This is a genomic window from Cellulomonas pakistanensis, from assembly GCF_016862755.1.
In the GTDB taxonomy this organism is placed as follows: Bacteria; Actinomycetota; Actinomycetes; order Actinomycetales; family Cellulomonadaceae; genus Cellulomonas; species Cellulomonas pakistanensis.
Map to the genome: position 1 here is coordinate 1 of NZ_BONO01000007.1, position 15,008 is coordinate 15,008.

At 77.7% G+C, this 15,008-nt stretch carries 13 protein-coding genes and 1 tRNA gene; 5 read left to right on the forward strand and 9 right to left on the reverse strand.

The genetic code is table 11. The annotated features are described in order from the left end of the window. Window positions 1–237: 237 nt before the first annotated feature. Entirely contained in the window at window positions 238–2,082 is a 1,845-nt protein-coding gene (locus Cpa01nite_RS06045) for a glycoside hydrolase family 6 protein (RefSeq protein WP_203667858.1), read from the forward strand. A 143-nt stretch (window positions 2,083–2,225) separates the two neighbouring features. Here Cpa01nite_RS06045 and Cpa01nite_RS06050 read toward each other — a convergent pair. The 3 genes from Cpa01nite_RS06050 to Cpa01nite_RS06060 all read right to left on the reverse strand — a co-directional run bounded on the left by Cpa01nite_RS06050 (window position 2,226) and on the right by Cpa01nite_RS06060 (window position 3,862). Next, a tRNA-Ser gene (locus tag Cpa01nite_RS06050) sits at window positions 2,226–2,316 on the reverse strand. 28 nt (window positions 2,317–2,344) lie between these two features. Next, on the reverse strand, window positions 2,345–3,148 hold the full coding sequence (locus tag Cpa01nite_RS06055; protein WP_203667859.1) for an SDR family NAD(P)-dependent oxidoreductase: 804 nt from the start codon (window positions 3,146–3,148) through the stop codon (window positions 2,345–2,347). A 24-nt stretch (window positions 3,149–3,172) separates the two neighbouring features. Continuing rightward, a complete protein-coding gene (locus tag Cpa01nite_RS06060) occupies window positions 3,173–3,862 on the reverse strand; it encodes an NUDIX hydrolase (RefSeq protein WP_203667860.1) in 690 nt (229 codons plus the stop codon). 85 nt (window positions 3,863–3,947) lie between these two features. Here Cpa01nite_RS06060 and Cpa01nite_RS06065 point away from each other — a divergent pair, with 85 nt between their 5' ends. Together Cpa01nite_RS06065 and Cpa01nite_RS06070 are read left to right on the forward strand one after the other, a co-directional pair. Beyond that, the gene (locus Cpa01nite_RS06065) at window positions 3,948–4,973 is read left to right on the forward strand and encodes an SPFH domain-containing protein (protein ID WP_203667861.1); all 1,026 of its coding nucleotides are present in this window, start codon (window positions 3,948–3,950) and stop codon (window positions 4,971–4,973) included. Window positions 4,974–4,975: 2 nt separating this feature from the next. After that, window positions 4,976–5,869 carry an NAD(+)/NADH kinase gene (locus Cpa01nite_RS06070; RefSeq protein WP_203667862.1) on the forward strand — a complete coding sequence of 298 codons (894 nt, stop codon included), beginning with the start codon at window positions 4,976–4,978 and terminating at the stop codon, window positions 5,867–5,869. Window positions 5,870–5,884: 15 nt separating this feature from the next. On the opposite strand, the gene Cpa01nite_RS06075 is transcribed toward Cpa01nite_RS06070, so the two are convergent. Genes Cpa01nite_RS06075 through Cpa01nite_RS06095 form a run of 5 tightly spaced genes read right to left on the reverse strand, consistent with a single transcriptional unit; the run spans window position 5,885 to window position 12,127 of the window. Next, entirely contained in the window at window positions 5,885–6,301 is a 417-nt protein-coding gene (locus Cpa01nite_RS06075; RefSeq protein WP_239068569.1) for a PIN domain-containing protein, read from the reverse strand. A 35-nt stretch (window positions 6,302–6,336) separates the two neighbouring features. Then, on the reverse strand, window positions 6,337–6,984 hold the full coding sequence (locus tag Cpa01nite_RS06080) for a GTP-binding protein (RefSeq protein WP_239068570.1): 648 nt from the start codon (window positions 6,982–6,984) through the stop codon (window positions 6,337–6,339). Beyond that, window positions 6,965–7,339, reverse strand: a complete 375-nt coding sequence (locus Cpa01nite_RS06085) for a DUF742 domain-containing protein (protein WP_203667864.1) — start codon at window positions 7,337–7,339, stop codon at window positions 6,965–6,967. The genes Cpa01nite_RS06080 and Cpa01nite_RS06085 overlap by 20 nt, the downstream gene beginning before the upstream one ends. 8 nt (window positions 7,340–7,347) lie before the next feature. Continuing rightward, on the reverse strand, window positions 7,348–7,797 hold the full coding sequence (locus Cpa01nite_RS06090; protein ID WP_158373465.1) for a roadblock/LC7 domain-containing protein: 450 nt from the start codon (window positions 7,795–7,797) through the stop codon (window positions 7,348–7,350). A gap of 49 nt (window positions 7,798–7,846) precedes the next feature. Beyond that, window positions 7,847–12,127, reverse strand: coding sequence for a sensor histidine kinase (locus Cpa01nite_RS06095; protein ID WP_203667865.1), 4,281 nt, complete (start codon window positions 12,125–12,127; stop codon window positions 7,847–7,849). A 178-nt stretch (window positions 12,128–12,305) separates the two neighbouring features. Between Cpa01nite_RS06095 and Cpa01nite_RS06100 the strand changes: the two genes are divergently transcribed. Then, window positions 12,306–13,289 carry an NAD(P)H-quinone oxidoreductase gene (locus tag Cpa01nite_RS06100; RefSeq protein ID WP_203667866.1) on the forward strand — a complete coding sequence of 328 codons (984 nt, stop codon included), beginning with the start codon at window positions 12,306–12,308 and terminating at the stop codon, window positions 13,287–13,289. Window positions 13,290–13,341: 52 nt separating this feature from the next. Next, window positions 13,342–13,926, forward strand: coding sequence for a bacterial proteasome activator family protein (locus tag Cpa01nite_RS06105; RefSeq protein WP_373307340.1), 585 nt, complete (start codon window positions 13,342–13,344; stop codon window positions 13,924–13,926). A gap of 166 nt (window positions 13,927–14,092) precedes the next feature. Here the strand turns inward: Cpa01nite_RS06105 and Cpa01nite_RS06110 are convergent, their stop codons facing one another. Next, complete coding sequence (locus Cpa01nite_RS06110) at window positions 14,093–14,992, reverse strand: EamA family transporter (protein WP_373307342.1); 900 nt, start codon at window positions 14,990–14,992, stop codon at window positions 14,093–14,095. Window positions 14,993–15,008: the final 16 nt, after the last annotated feature.

Here is a 15,008-nt window from a genome sequence, read left to right on the forward strand (position 1 = left end):
GGCGACCTCGAGCTGACGGCCTCGGCGCGGGTCGCAGGGCGCGGCGCAGCGCCGTGATCGGTTCGACCGACGTCGCGGCGACGCACGGCCCGCCGGTGGCGGCGAGCACCCGGGCCCCGACGGGCGCCGGGTGCGGCGGGTGCGCGCCTGGGTGCCGCTTCACCCGCACCTACCCGGCACGCCTCCGGCCGGCCGGCCGATGGGGAGGGAAAGCCGTTCCCCGACGAGGACCTCGCCATGCCGCGCCGCACCCGCCCCCTGCCCGCCCGACCCGCCGCCCCCTGGTCCCGGCTGCTGACCGCCGCCGTGCTCGCGGCCACCGCCGCGCTGCTCGCACTCGTGGTCCTGGCACCCGCGCCCGCGCTGGCGACCGGGGTCCGGGCGGCCGCGCCTGCCGGCGACCGGCTGACGAGCGGGCAGGTCGTGCGCGCGGGGGCGTCTCTCCGGGCCGTCGGGAGCGCCCACGTGCTCGCGGTCCAGCCCGACGGCGACGTCACCGTGCGCTCCGGCACCGGCCCGGTCCTCTGGCACACCGGGACGACCGGCAACCCGGGCGCGCGGCTCGTGCAGCAGGCCTCCGGCGCCCTGGAGGTGCGCGCGGCATCGGGCGCGCTGCTGTGGTCCACCGGCGCGGCGTCCCGCGGCGCCCGCACGATCATCAAGCCCGATGGTGTGCTGTACACCGTGAACACCGCCGGCGCGCTCGTCTGGAAGTCGACGACGAACGGCCCTGCGCTCCGCACCGCGGCGGCCGCAGACCGCGTCCCGTCGGGCGGCCTGCTGCTCGCCGGGGAGTCGATCGCGACGGGCGACGTGCGGCTGACGATGCGCGCCGACGGCGACCTGGTGCTGACGCGCGGCGACGCCGTCGCCTGGCGGACGGGCACCGCCGCGCGCGGGGCGTCCGCCCGGGTGACCGCCGCCGGCGACCTCCAGGTCGTGTCCCCCGCGGGCGCGGTGCTCTGGTCGGCCGGGGCGCAGGCGGCCGGGGCGCGACTCGTGGTGAAGGACCACGCCCGCGTCTACCTGATCTCGACCGCCGGGGCGAGCGTCTGGTCGTCGCCGACCCCCACCGGCGCACGGGTGCCCGCGGTCGTCTCGCTCCCGCTGCCCGCCCCGCTGCCGGTCCCCCAGCGCCCCGGCTCGGGCAGCGGCGGCGGCGCGTCGACGGACGCGGGCGGCGGGCGGACCTACCGGACCGTGCTCTCCGCGGCCCCGCAGTACGCCGACCCGGCGTCCGACGTCGCCCGGGCCGCGGCCACCGCGCGCGCCGAGGGCCGGACCGCCGACGCCGCGCTGCTCGACAAGGCCGCGAGCGGCGGCGCCGCCCGCTGGCTGGGCCCGGCCGACGGCACGAGCGCCGTCCGGACCTACGTCGCCGCCGCGGCCGCCGCCGGCCGCACCCCCGTGCTCGTCACGTACGCGATCCCGAACCGGGACTGCGGCTCGTACTCCGCCGGCGGGTTCGCCACCGCGGCCGAGTACCGCGCCTGGGTCGACGCCGTCGCGGCGGGCCTGCGCGGGTCCCGCGCCGTGGTCGTGGTCGAGCCGGACGCCCTGCTGCACCTGGAGCGGTGCGGCGACCGGGACGAGCGGCTCTCGCTGCTCCGCGCCTCCGTCGAGGCCTACCGCGCCGCCGGCGCCGAGGTCTACCTCGACGCCGCCAGCAGCAACAGCTTCGGCTGGAGCGCCGACCAGCTCCGCGAGATGGCCCTGCGGCTGCGCGCCGCCGGTGTCGACCGCGCCGCCGGGTTCTCCGTGAACGTGTCGAACTTCCAGAGCAGCGACCACGAGGTCGCGTACGGCACCTACCTGTCGGCGCTGCTGGGTGGCAAGGCGTTCGTCGTCGACACGTCCCGCAACGGCGCCGGCCCGCTGGCCGGTCCGGACGGGACCGTGTGGTGCAACCCGGAGGGCCGCGCGCTGGGCGCCGCGCCCGCCGCCACGGGGACGGGTCCGCACGTCGCCGACCTGTGGATCAAGACCGTCGGGCGCTCCGACGGCACCTGCAACGGCGGCCCCACGGCAGGCACGTACTGGGAGGAGTACACGCTGGGCCTGGCCGAGCGCGCGGCGTGGTGACGGCGTCCCCCTCGCGCGCCGAGGGGTCGCGGATCGGGGCCTTCCGGCGCGCGAACGGCCCCGTCCGCGACCTCTCGGCGACGCGCGGCCGACGCGCTCGGCTGTCGGCGTGACGGCAGCGCGAGGTGCCGTCGAGCCGTGAGCGGAGGGCGTGGGATTCGAACCCACGAGGACGCCTTTCGACGCCCCAACGGTTTTCAAGACCGTCGCTTTCGGCCGCTCAGCCAGCCCTCCCGTGAACGCGGCGACCCTACCAGCGGCGCTACGGCAGGATCGCGTCCACGTACCCGCCGTCCACGCGCAGCGCCCCGCCGGTCGTCGCCGACGCCAGGGGCGACGCCAGGTAGACCACCATGTTCGCGATCTCCTCCGGCTCGATCAGCCGCTGCAGCAGCGACTGCGGCCGGTGCCGGCGCATGAACTCCCGCTGCGCCTCGTCCCACGGCAGGTCCTTCTCGACCAGCGAGTAGACGAAGTCCTCGCCGCCGCCGGTGTGCGTCGGGCCGGCGATGACCGCGTTCACCGTGACGCCCGTGCCCGCGGCCTCCTTCGCGAAACCCCGGGACACCGCGAGCAGCGCCGTCTTCGACATGCCGTAGTGGATCATCTCGGCCGGGATGACGACCGCGGAGTCGGAGGCGATGTTCAGCACCCGGCCCCACCCGCGCCCCGTCATGCCGGGCAGGTACGCGCGAATCAGCCGCACGGCGGCGAGCACGTTGACCTCGAAGTAGCGGCGCCACTCGTCGTCGGTGATCTCCAGCGCGGGGCGGGACTCGAAGATCCCGAGGTTGTTCACCAGCACGTCGGCGTCCGGGACGGCCGCGCGGACGGCCTCGACGCCCTCGTCGGTGCTGACGTCGCCGGGCGCCGCGAGGAACGAGCCCGGCCCGTCCCCGTGCTCGTCGGCCAGCCGCGCGACGGCGGCGTCGACCGAGGCCGCGGTGCGCCCGTTGACGGCCACGCGCGCCCCGGCGCGGGCCAGGCCGGCGGCGATCGCGGCGCCGATGCCCTGGGTGGATCCGGTCACGAGCGCGGTGCGCCCGGTGAGGTCGAGCTGCGTCATGCCCCGACCGTAGGGCGGGCCGGGTCAGTCCCGCGACAGCGGCGGGGCGATCGTGGTCGCCGGCCCGCGGCGGTAGACGGCGGCGGGCCGGCCCCGGCCCTCGGTGCGGCGCTCGCCGGTGTCGACGAGCAGGCCGGGCGCCGAGGTGACCTTCCGGTGGAAGTTCCGCGGGTCGAGCGCGCGGCCCCACACCGCCTCGTAGACCGCGCGGAGCTCGGCGACCGTGAACCGCTCGGCGCAGAACGCCGCCGCCAGCGGCGAGTACTCGAGCTTCGCCCGGGCGCGCTCCACCCCGTCGGCCAGGATCCGCGCGTGGTCGAACGCCAGCTCGTCGCCGGCGACCCGGTCCACCGGCACCCAGGCGGCCGCGGCGGCGTCGGTGCCCGCGGTCGGCTCGGGCAGGTCCGGCGCGAGCACGAGGTGCGCGACGGAGACGACCCGCATCCGCGGGTCCCGGTCCGGCGCGCCGTAGGAGCCGAGCTGCTCGAGGTGCCCGGCCGCCTGGTGCACCCCGGTCTCCTCCGCGAGCTCGCGCGCGGCGGCCTCGTGCAGGTCCTCGACCGGCCGCACGAACCCGCCGGGCAGCGCCCACGCCCCGCGCCACGGGTCCTCCCCGCGCCGGACGAGGAGCACGTGCAGCGCGCCGTCCCGGACGGTGAGCACGACCAGGTCGACGGTGACGGCGAACCGCGGCCAGTCCTCGGGGGCGTCCATGCGGGTGATCGTATCTCGTCAGATTGACGACAAACCAGACGGCGTCTTATCGTCGGTGTGACGAGAAAACACCGAGGAGGACCCGATGGCCACCATCACCCGCTACCCGTTCCTGCGGCACCTGCGCTCGACGCCGACCGCGCACGTGGTGCAGCTGCACGACGGCGCGCTCCGCCGCTCGGGTGCCGGGCTCGCGTTCTGGTTCCGCCCGCTGAGCGCGGTCCTCTCCGAGGTGCCGCTGGACGACCGCGAGCTGCCGCTCGTGGCGCACGCCCGCACCGCCGACCTGCAGGAGGTCACGGTCCAGGTCACGGTGTCCTACCGGTTCACCGACCCCGAGCTGGCGGCCACCCGCCTCGACCTGTCGATCTCGCCCACCACAGGAGCGTGGACCGGCAACCCGCTGGAGCAGGTCGCGCACCTGCTCGGCGAGCTCACGGCCGGCCACGTCATGGACGCGCTGGCCGGCGTGACGCTGCGCGAGGCGATCTCGTCGGGCGCCGGCCCGCTGCGCGAGCAGGTCACCGCGGCGCTCCTGGCCGACGTCCGCGTGCACGCCACGGGCCTCACGGTGCTGGGCGCGCGGGTCCGGTCGGTCCGCGCCGACGCCGACCTGGAGAAGGCGCTGCAGACGCCGGCCCGCGAGGCGGCCCAGGCCGAGGCGGACCGGTCGACCTACGAGCGCCGGGCGCTGGCCGTCGAGCGCGAGCGGGCGATCGCGGAGAACGAGCTGGGCAACCGGATCGAGCTGGCGGGCCGCGAGCAGCAGCTCGTGCTGCAGGAGGGCACCAACGCCCGCGCCCGGGCCGAGGAGGCCGCCGCGGCCGCGCTGGTCGAGGCCCGGGCCCGCGCCGAGCGGCAGGGCGTGCTCGCCGTGGCCGAGGCCGACGCGGCCCGCCTGCGGGGCGAGGCCGAGGCCGCCGCCGAGCAGGCCCGGCTCGCCGCCTACGCCGAGGTCCCCCAGGCCGTGCTGCTGGCGCTGGCCGCGAAGGAGCTCGCCGCCAACCTGCCCCAGGTCGGGCAGCTCACGCTCACCCCGGACGTGCTCACCGGCGCGCTCACCGCGCTGGCCGGGCGCGGCGCCCCGGCCGGCACCGCGGGGGGCGAGTGACCGTGGCCCTCGCCCCCCGCGCGGTCGTGGTGCACCGGCGCAGCGAGCTCGACGAGCTCGTCGACCGGCACGGCACCCGCGGCCAGGTGGAGTTCTTCCTCCGCACCCGCGGCCGCACGCTCGCCGAGGTGCAGGAGCGGCACGACGCCCTGGCCGACGCGCTCGCCCGGACCCGCACCGCGATCCCCGTCGACTGGCGGCGCGGCGAGGTCGAGCGGGCGGACCTGCACCGGTTCGCGTTCGAGCCCGAGGACGTGGTGCTGGTGGTCGGGCCCGACGGCCTGGTCGCCAACACCGCCAAGTACGTCGGCGGCCAGCCGGTGGTCGGGGTCGACCCCGAGCCGGGCCGCAACCCCGGTGTGCTGGTCCGGCACCGCGCCGCGGCCGTGCCCGCGGTGCTCGCGGCCGTGGTCGCCGGCCGGGCGCGGGTCGAGCAGCGGGCCTTGGTGCGGGCGCGGCTGGACGACGGCACCCGCCTGGACGCGCTGAACGAGGTCTTCGTCGGGCACCGCTCGCACCAGTCGGCGCGGTACCGGCTGCGGGTGCCGGGCGGCGCGGTCGAGCGGCAGTCGTCGTCGGGGCTCGTCGTCGCCACCGGGACGGGCGCCACCGGGTGGGCCGCGTCGCTCGCGCGCGGCCGGGCGGACGCTCCCCCGCTGCCGGCGCCGGGCGCGCCCGTGCTGGCCTGGTTCGTGCGCGAGGCGTGGCCGTCACCCACGACGGGGGCGGGCCTCACTGCGGGGCTGCTGGAGCCGGGTGCCGGGCTCGAGATCGCGGTGGAGTCGGACGAGCTCGTGGTGTTCGGCGACGGGCTGGAGGCCGACCGGCTGACCGCGACGTGGGGCCAGAGCGTCACGCTCGACGTCTCGGAGCGCCGCCTGCACCTCGTGCTCTGACGCCGGCACGCGCCGTCAGGCCGCGGCGTCCCACCAGCGGTCCGGCAGGCCGGGCGAGACCACCTCGAGCCCGTGCAGCGCCGCGACGGACGCGAGCCGCACGTCGTACGAGGCGAACGCCGTGACCCCCGGGTGCGCGAGCGCGACGCCGAGGTGGAGGGACGCGAACGGCGACAGCACGGCGGTCGACATCGCCGCCGCGGCCACGGCCTGGTCCGAGAACCGCGCGACCTCGAGCCGGTCGACGGCGGCGTGCGCGCGCGCACGGACGTGCGCCGGTGCCGTGGCGGCCGCGTGGCGCAGCTCGCTCAGGGACAGCGACGTGACGAGGAGGTCGGGCCCGTGCCGCTCCGCCCACCGCTGCCAGTCCACCGAGTGCTCGGGGAAGGGCAGGTAGCGGACGAGCGCCGAGCCGTCGGCGTAGACCCGCACGCCCCGCACTGTAGCGGGGCGTGCGGGTCAGGCCGTCACGCGGCGTTCTTGCGGAGCCGCTCCATCGCGAGCTGCACGAGCTGGATCAGCGTCTGCTTGGTCGCGGTGCGCGAGCGCGCGTCGGTGTAGAGCACCGGGGTGTGCGCCGGGATGGCGAGCGCCTCGCGCACGTCCTCCAGGCGGTGCTTGGCCACGCCGTCGAAGCAGTTCACGCCCACGACGAACGGGATGCCGCGCGACTCGAAGTAGTCGACGGCGGGGAAGCACTGGTCCAGGCGGTCGGTGTCGACCAGCACGACCGCGCCGATCGCGCCGCGCACCAGGTCGTCCCACATGAACAGGAAGCGGTCCTGGCCCGGGGTGCCGAACAGGTACAGCCACAGCGAGCCCGGCAGCGCGATGCGGCCGAAGTCCATGGCGACCGTCGTCGACGTCTTGCGCTCGGACTGGCCGCCCGCGTCGTCGATGCCGACCGAGTGCTCCGTCATGGCGGCCTCGGTGTTGAGCGGCTCGATGTCGGAGATCGACCCGATGAACGTCGTCTTGCCGACGGCGAAGCCGCCCGCCACGACGATCTTCACGACGGTGGGCGCGGCGCCCGTCTCGCCGGCGTCCCCCGAGGGGCGGGCGGTGGGCACGGCGGCCTGGCCGGTGGCCACGGCGTCAGAGGGCGGAAATGCCATTGAGAACACTCTCCAGGACGCTGAGGGACAGGGCGGGCGACTCGCCGGTGGTCGTGTCGACCGGGGTCGACGTGTGCACGCGGACGAATCCGGCGTCCGCCAGGTCGGACACGACGACCCGCGTCACGCCCAGGGGCAGGTGCAGCAGGGCCGACAGCTCCGCGATGGAGATGTAGCCGTGCGACGCGTGCTGCAGGATCGCCCGCTTCTCGGGGGTCAGGCCCTGGCCCGAGACGCCGGCCGGCAGCATCTCCACCAGCGCCTCGATCGGGTAGTCGGACCGCTCGGACCGCACCCGGCCGCCGGTGAGGGCGTACGGGCGGACGGTCCTGGTCTCGAACTCGCTCTCGCTCATCGGCTACCTCACACGCTGGGAGCGCGCGTGGCGCCGTCGACGGGGAGGCTGCCGCGCATCTCGGTGATGAGCTGCGGCGTCAGGGTGGCCTCGGTCCGCGAGACGAGCATCGCCATCTCGTAGCCGATGAGGCCCACGTCGCAGGTGGCGTCGGCGACGACCGCGAGGACGGAGCCGTTCGACACGCTCATCAGGAAGAGGAACAGGTTGTCCATCTCCACGATCGCCTGCCGCACGTCGCCGGCGCGGAGCTGGCGCGCCGCCCCCCGGGTCAGGCTCGACATGCCCGCCACGATCGCCGCGAGCTGGTCGCCGCTGGTGCGGTCGAGCTGCTCGGACATGGCCATGAGCAGACCGTCGGCCGACACCACCAGCGTGTGCCGGGTGCCGGGCACGGTCCGGACGAAGTTGTCCAGGAGCCAGCCGAAGTTGGCTGCCTCGGTGCTGAGGGTGGTCACACATCCTCCTGACGTGATGCAGGCGCGGGCGCGGCTGCGGGGACGGGTGTCACCATGACGGCGACGGCTGGGAGTCGGGCTCGGTGCTGGGCTCGGCCGGCATGGCGCCGTCCTGGCCCGGGTCGGCGTCCGCGAGGGCACGACGCCCCCGACGACTGCCGGACTGGAAGCTCGACAGCCGGTCGCGCAGGCTGTCGGCGTCACGCGCCGGCGCCTGCCCGGAGTCGGGCTGCGAGATCTCGGGCGCGGCCGGGATGGCGGTCGGCACGCGGCGGGTCAGGGAGCCGCCGGCGGGCACGTCGACCTTCGGCCGGTACGCGGACAGCTGGCTCAGCTCGCTCAACGCCTGCTCCTGGATGTCGGCCCGCAGGGCGAGCATCTGCGCCGCCTCCGCGTCGAGCGCGCCGGGCCGGCGGGACTGGTCGGCGGCCGGGGCCGCGGCGGCGGCCGGCTGCGCCGACCACGACGGCGCGGGGGCCGGCTGCGGCACGGTGGCGCCGTCCGGCGACCACGAGGACGCCCACGCGCTCATGTCGCGGTGCGGCCGGCGCTCGGACGGCGCGGCGACCGGCTCCGGGGCCGGCGGCGGGACCTCGCCGCGGGTCCGGGTCGGCAGCGGGGCCGCGGCGGCCGGGGCCTGCGGGACCCACGCCGGCTCGGCCTGCTGCGCCGGCGCCTCGGGCGACCACGCGGGCTCGGCCGGGGCCGACCACGCGGGCGCGGCGGACCAGGACGGCCCGGGCTCGGCGACCGGGGCCTGCGGCTCGGCCGCGGGCGCGGCGGACCACGCCGGCGTCGAGGCGCCCGGACCCGGGTACGCGCCGGCGGCCTGCGCGGGCTCGGCCGGCGTGGCCCAGCCGGCGGGCTCCGCCTGCGGGGCGGGGGTCGCGGACCACTGCGGGGCGAGGCCGCGCGGCTGCTCCTCGACCGCGGCGGCGGGCTGCCAGGTGTGCGACACCGCCGGCGGCGCGGGGACGGGCGCCGGCGCGGGGGCCTGCGCCGCGGGCGCGACGGGCTGCGGCGGTGCGACGGGCTGCGGCGGTGCGACGGGCTGCGGCTGCGGCGCCTGCTGGGCGCCCGCGGGCGCGGACGTCGCGGGCCAGGCCGGCGTGCGGCCGGGGGCCGGCGCCTGCGGGGCCGGCGCGGCGGCGTCCTCGGCGGGCGCGGCCTTGCGGCCGAAGGAGAACAGCGAGCGGCGCTTGCGCGGCCGGCGGTCCTGCTCGGCCGCGGCACCGTCGCCCTGCACCAGCGCGGTGAAGTCGGGCAGCGCCGGGGCGGCCGGGGCCTGCGGCTGCGCGGCCGGGGCCTGCGCGGCCGGGGCCTGCGCGGCCGGGCCCACGGCCGGCGGGACCTGCGCGGCCGGCGGGACGGACACGGCGGGCGCCGACGGCACGCGGCTCGGCAGCGCCGTGACCGGGGGCACCGGCGCGGCGAGCTCCGCCGTCTCGTCGGTGCGCCGGACGGGTGCCGGCGCGGGCTCGGCGGGCGCGTCCGACCACGCGGCCGGCGCCTCGGCGGCGGGTGCGACCGCCGCGGGGGCGGCCGGGGCGGGCTCCGCCTGCGCGGCCCACGAGGGCTGCTCGGTCGCCGGCGCGGCAGGGGCGGGCGCGGACCACGAGGCCCACGCCTCGTCCGCCGGCTCGTCCGGGACCAGGCCCGGCACGACCAGGGCGGGGACCGCGGCCGGGGCCTCGGGCTCGGCGGGCACCTCGGGCTGCGCCGGGTGGTCCTGCTCGGCGGCGGGCTCGGGGGTCTGCTCGGGCTCGGCGTGCTCGGGCTCGGCGGCCGGCGCGGCGTGCGGCGCCGGGACGATCGGCAGCTCGCCCGTGAGCGGCGCGGACAGCGCGTCGAACCGGGCGTGGTCCGCGGCGGACAGCTCGGGCTCGTGGTCGACCAGCTCGTCGACGATCGACCGCACCTCGGCGGGCGAGGTGATCGGCGCGCGGTCGGCGGCGGGCTCGGCCGCCGGTGCGTCGCCCTCGGCGGGCGACGCAGCGAGGGCGTCGCGGCCGCGGAAGCCGGAGAACAGCCCGGCGCGCGGGCCGGCGGGGGCCGCGGCCGGGGCCTCGGGCTCCTCGACGGGGGCGGCCGGGGTGCGGGACGGCAGGCCGCCGCGGGTGGGCAGCGAGCCGCGGGACGGCAGCGCCGCCGGGGCGTCCTCGGACGGGGCGACGAGCGGGGTCCACCCGCCGGCCTCGGCCGCGACCTCGGGCGCGAGGGTCGCCTCCGCCGGGGCCGGGAGGACGACGTCCTGCTCGGCGGGGACCTCGGACCGCGCGGCGGGCGCAGCCGGGGCGGAGGGGGTGGCGTCGCCGGCGGTGCGGCGCTTCGGCAGGCCCGTCGAGGTGGCGCCGTCGGTCAGCGCGGCCAGGTCGACGGGGACCGCCACGGGCGCCTCGACGGTGGGCAGCGAGCCGGTGCCGGTCCCCGCGGAGCGGGCCGGGCCGGCGAGGGCCGGGTCGTTCGCCGTGAACAGCGCCACCGGGAACCGCACGACGGCGGCCGTGCCCGAGAGCTCGCCCTTCGCGCGCTTGAGGAAGACCTCGGCGCCGAGCCGCTGCGACAGGCGGGCCACCACGAACAGGCCCAGGCGCTGCGCGCCCAGCGCCTCGGTCGGCGACGTCGAGGCGATCGTGGCGTTGGCCGCGGCGATCTCGTCCGGGGACATGCCCAGGCCCTGGTCGACGACCCGGACGACGACGTGGTCGCCCTCGACGCCGGTCTGCACGACGACCGGGGTGCCGGGCTCCGAGAACAGCGTCGCGTTCTCGAGCAGCTCGGCGAGCAGGTGCGCGGCGCCCAGGGCGTTGAAGCCGTGCATCAGCGGGTCGGCGTCGAGCTCGAGCTGCACGCGGTCGTACTGCTCGATCTCGGAGGACGCGGTGCGGACCACGTCGGACAGCGGCATGGCCTCGCGCAGCCGGCGGCCGGAGTCGATGCCGGCGAGCACGAGCAGCGACTCCGCGTTGCGGCGCATACGCGTGGCGAGGTGGTCCAGGCGGAACAGGTTGGCGAGGACCGCCGGGTCCTCCTCGGAGCGCTCGAGCTGGTCGATGAACGACAGCTGGCGGCCGAGCAGCACCTGGTCGCGGCGGGCGACGTTGACGAACATCTCGGCGATGGAGCCGCGGAGGGCCGCCTGCTCGCGGGCCACCTGGATGGTGGTGGCGTTGACGTCGTTGAAGGCCTGGGCCAGGCGGCCGACCTCGTCCTGGGACTCGACCGGGATGTCGGCGAGCGTGAGGTCGGGGCTCTCGCCCGGGACCGCCACCTGCTCGACCAGGCGCGGCAGCTCCTCGCGGACCGTGCCGGCGGCCGCGGTGAGGCGGCGCATCGGGACGACGATCCCGCGGGAGACGAACAGGGCGATGACGATCGACAGGGCCGCGGCGGCGAGGGTCGAGCCGGCGGTGAGGAAGGCCTGGTCGCGCGCCTGGTTGGCGATGACGGACGCGCGCCCGGAGGCGGACTCGAGCAGGTCCTCGGCGACAGGGCGCAGGGCGGCGAGCTCGGAGTTCACCAGGCCGTTCCACCGGGTCTCCTGCAGCGCCGACACGGTCAGCTCGTTGCCGGAGACCAGGGAGATCTGCATGGCCGTCAGGTCGGCGTTGCGGGACGGCAGCTGGATGCCGTCGAGCCGCAGGCTGTTGGTCTGGTTCCGCGCCTCGGAGCGGGAGTTGTCCTGGACCGCGAACAGGGAGGCGAGGTCCCGGACCTGCGCGGAGTCCGCGCCGTCGTTCTGCAGCACCTCGGTGGCGATCGGCTGCGCGCGGAGCACCTGCTCGATCGTGTCGGCGATCGCGCCGTACGCGGACAGGCGCGACGCGAGGGACCGCTCGGAGAGGGTCTCGGCGACGACGACCGGCACGTCGTTCTCGGCGGTGACGATGTCCGAGTAGTTGCTGTCGACCAGCGACTCGGGGATGGAGCCGGCGTCGATGCGCCCGCGGATGTCCGCGAGCTCGACCTGCTGGTTGGCCGAGTTCTCGACGGCCTCGCCGACGCGGGCGTCCAGCGCGGAGAGGTCGACCTCGGCCAGCGCGGCGTCGAGCGCGGCGATCGACTCGTCGGTGGCGTCGCGCGCCACCTGGAGGTTGCCGCCCAGCGCGTCGCCGGCGACCGTCTGCACGGACAGCGTCCGCTCCTGCTGCAGCGCCTCGGCGGTGCGGGCGTACTGGGGCAGGACGTCGACGATGTCGCTGACGTTGGCGGCGGTGCGCGCCGCGCCGACCGACTGGGCGGTGATGTAGGCCGCGGTCAGCAGCAGGACGAGCACGGGCAGCGCGAGGACCGCCAGCACCTTGGTGCGGATGCCGAGCCTGCGCAGCATGTCGACCTGCCTCCCGATCCTCGCGTCCACCCGGGAGCCGCGCGGGGCGCGGCCGGGTGCGGGCACCCGTCGGAGGTGCCCGTTCGAACCTCATCGGCGCCCTCGGGCCCTCACATGAGCGCATCGTGAGGATTCATCCACCCGTGTCCTGCGACGACACGGTGCGTAGGCTCGCACGGTGGACGTGGTGGAGGTCAAGAGCCCGGGCGGACCCGACCGGCTGGAGGCCGCCGTGCGGCCGGATCCCGAGCCCGGTCCGGGCGAGGTGCTGGTGCGGGTCGCGGCGGCCGGCGTGAACCGCGCGGACCTGCTGCAGCGCGAGGGCCGGTACCCGCCGCCGCCCGGGGCGCCGGACTGGCCGGGGCTCGAGGTGTCGGGCGTCGTCGCAGGTCACGGGCCCGGCGTGGACGCCGGCGCGTGGCCGCTCGGCGCGCGGGTGGCCGCGCTGCTGCCCGGCGGCGGCTACGCGACGCTCGTGACCGTGCCGGCCGGCCTGCTCCTCCCGGTGCCCGACGAGCTGGACCTGGTGGACGCCGCCGGGCTGCCGGAGGCGCTGCTCACGGCGTGGACGAACGTCGTGGACGCCGGGCGGCTCGCCGCCGGCGAGGTGCTGCTGGTCCAGGGCGGCTCCGGCGGCGTCGGGTCCGTGGCGGTGCAGCTCGGCGCCGCGCTCGGCGCGCACGTCGTCGCCACCGCCGGCGGCGCGGAGCGGGCGGAGCGGTGCCGCGCGCTCGGCGCCCGGACCGTCGTCGACCACCGCACGCAGGACGTGGCCGAGGCGGTGCGGGCGGCGACCGGCGGCCACGGCGCCGACGTGGTGCTCGACGTGCTGGGCGCCGGCGGGCTGGCGACGAACCTCGCGGCGCTCGCCACCGGCGGCCGGCTCGTCGTCATCGGGACGCAGCGCGGGGCGCGCGGGGAGATCGACCTCGGCCTGCTCATGGCCCGCCGCGCGAGCGTCATCGGCACCACGCTGCGGGCGCGACCGCCGGCCGAGAAGGAGCGGATCGTCGCGGATGTGCGGGAGCACGCCTGGCCGATGCTGTCCGACGGCCGGCTCCGCCCCGTGGTGCACGCGCGGCTCCCGCTCGCCCGCGCCGCGGACGCGCACCGGCTGCTGGACTCCGGCGAGGTGTTCGGCAAGGTGCTGCTGGTCCCCTGACCCCCGGCGGCCCACCACGCCAGGGGTGCCGACGGGGGCCGGTCGCGGCAGGATGGCGCGCATGAGCGACTCCACGACCGGACCGCAGCGCCCCCGCGTCGTCGTGCTCGGCGGCGGCGCCCCCGCCGACGCGGACGGCACGCCCGCCGGCGCCCCGGGTGAGGCCGGCGCCCCCGGGCAGGCCGGCACCGCCGAGGAGGCCGCCGCCTCCGTCGGCCAGCCCGCGAAGGTCATGCGGATCGGCACGATGATCAAGCAGCTGCTCGACGAGGTGCGCAGCGCGCCGCTCGACGAGGCGGCGCGGGCCCGGCTCGCGGAGGTGCACGAGCGATCGCTGCACGAGCTCGAGGACGGCCTGTCCCCCGAGCTCATCGACGAGCTGCACCGGATCACGCTGCCGTTCGCCGACGAGCAGACCCCGAGCGACGCCGAGCTGCGGATCGCGCAGGCGCAGCTCGTCGGCTGGCTCGAGGGCCTGTTCCACGGCATCCAGACCGCGCTGGTGGCGCAGCAGATGGCGGCGCAGGCGCAGCTCACGCAGATGCGGCGCGCCCTGCCGGGCGGCCACGGCCCGGCCGGCCCGGGCGCGGCCCCGGGCACCCCGGGCGCTGACCCCGGCCCCGGGCAGTACCTCTAGCACCCTCGAACCCCGGCCCCCGTTCGCCGAGCTTGCAGAAGTTGCGGGGTTCGACCCGTGCGAAGCCCGCAACTTCTGCAAGCTCGGCGCGCGCGCAGCGGCGCGCGCGGCGGCGCGCGGGGCGCGGGGCGGCAGGCGCGGCGCGGCGGCAGGCGCGGCGCGCGCGTCAGGCAGGCTCGGCGGCGCCGGGCGCGCGGCGCGTCGCCGTCAGCACGATCGCCGCGGTCACGCACGCGAGACCGACGACCTCCCAGCCGTGCGGCCACTGCCGCAGGGCGACCGCCCCGACCACGGCGGCCGTCGCGGGCAGCATCGCGAGCAGCACGGCGAACGTCGCGGCCGTGACCCGGCGGAGCACCACCTGCTCGATCGCGTACGGGACGACCGAGGACAGCACGGCGATGCCGAGCACCGCCGCGGCCAGCGCCGCGTCGCCCAGCACCGGCGCCGCCGCCCCGGCGAGGAACGGCGCGCCGACGAGCGCGCCCGCCGTCATGCCCACGGCCAGCGACGTGATGCCGTCGGGGCCCGGCCGCTCCGCGGGCGCCGCGGCCGCCGACCGGCGGGCGCCCTGCGCGACCCGGCGGCCGAGCAGGATGTAGCCCGCCCAGCACGCCGCCGCGATCCCGATCGCGACGAGGCCGCGCACGGAGTCCTCGCCGCCGGTGCTCAGCTCGACGCCCGCGAGCGCGACGACGCCCGCCGCCGCGACGACGATGCCGAGCCGCTCCCGCCAGGTCCGCCCGGTGACGGCGGCGACGGCGACCGGCCCGAGGAACTCGATGGCCACCGCCGTGCCGAGCGGCAGCACGTCGATCGCCACGTAGAACGACACGTTCATCGCGGCGAGCACGACCCCGAACGCCGCGGCAGCGGCCAGGTCCGCCCGGGTCCACCGCGCCCGCCACGGCCGGCGCCAGGCGAGCAGCACCAGCGCGGACGCGGCGATCCGCAGCCACGCGACGGTCGGCGACGGCATCACCGCGAACAGGGCGACCGCGAGGGCGGCGCCGCCGTACTGCGCCAGCCCGGAGACGGCGAACAGCGCGGGCGCGGGCAGGGGCACCCGGGGAGCCTACGGC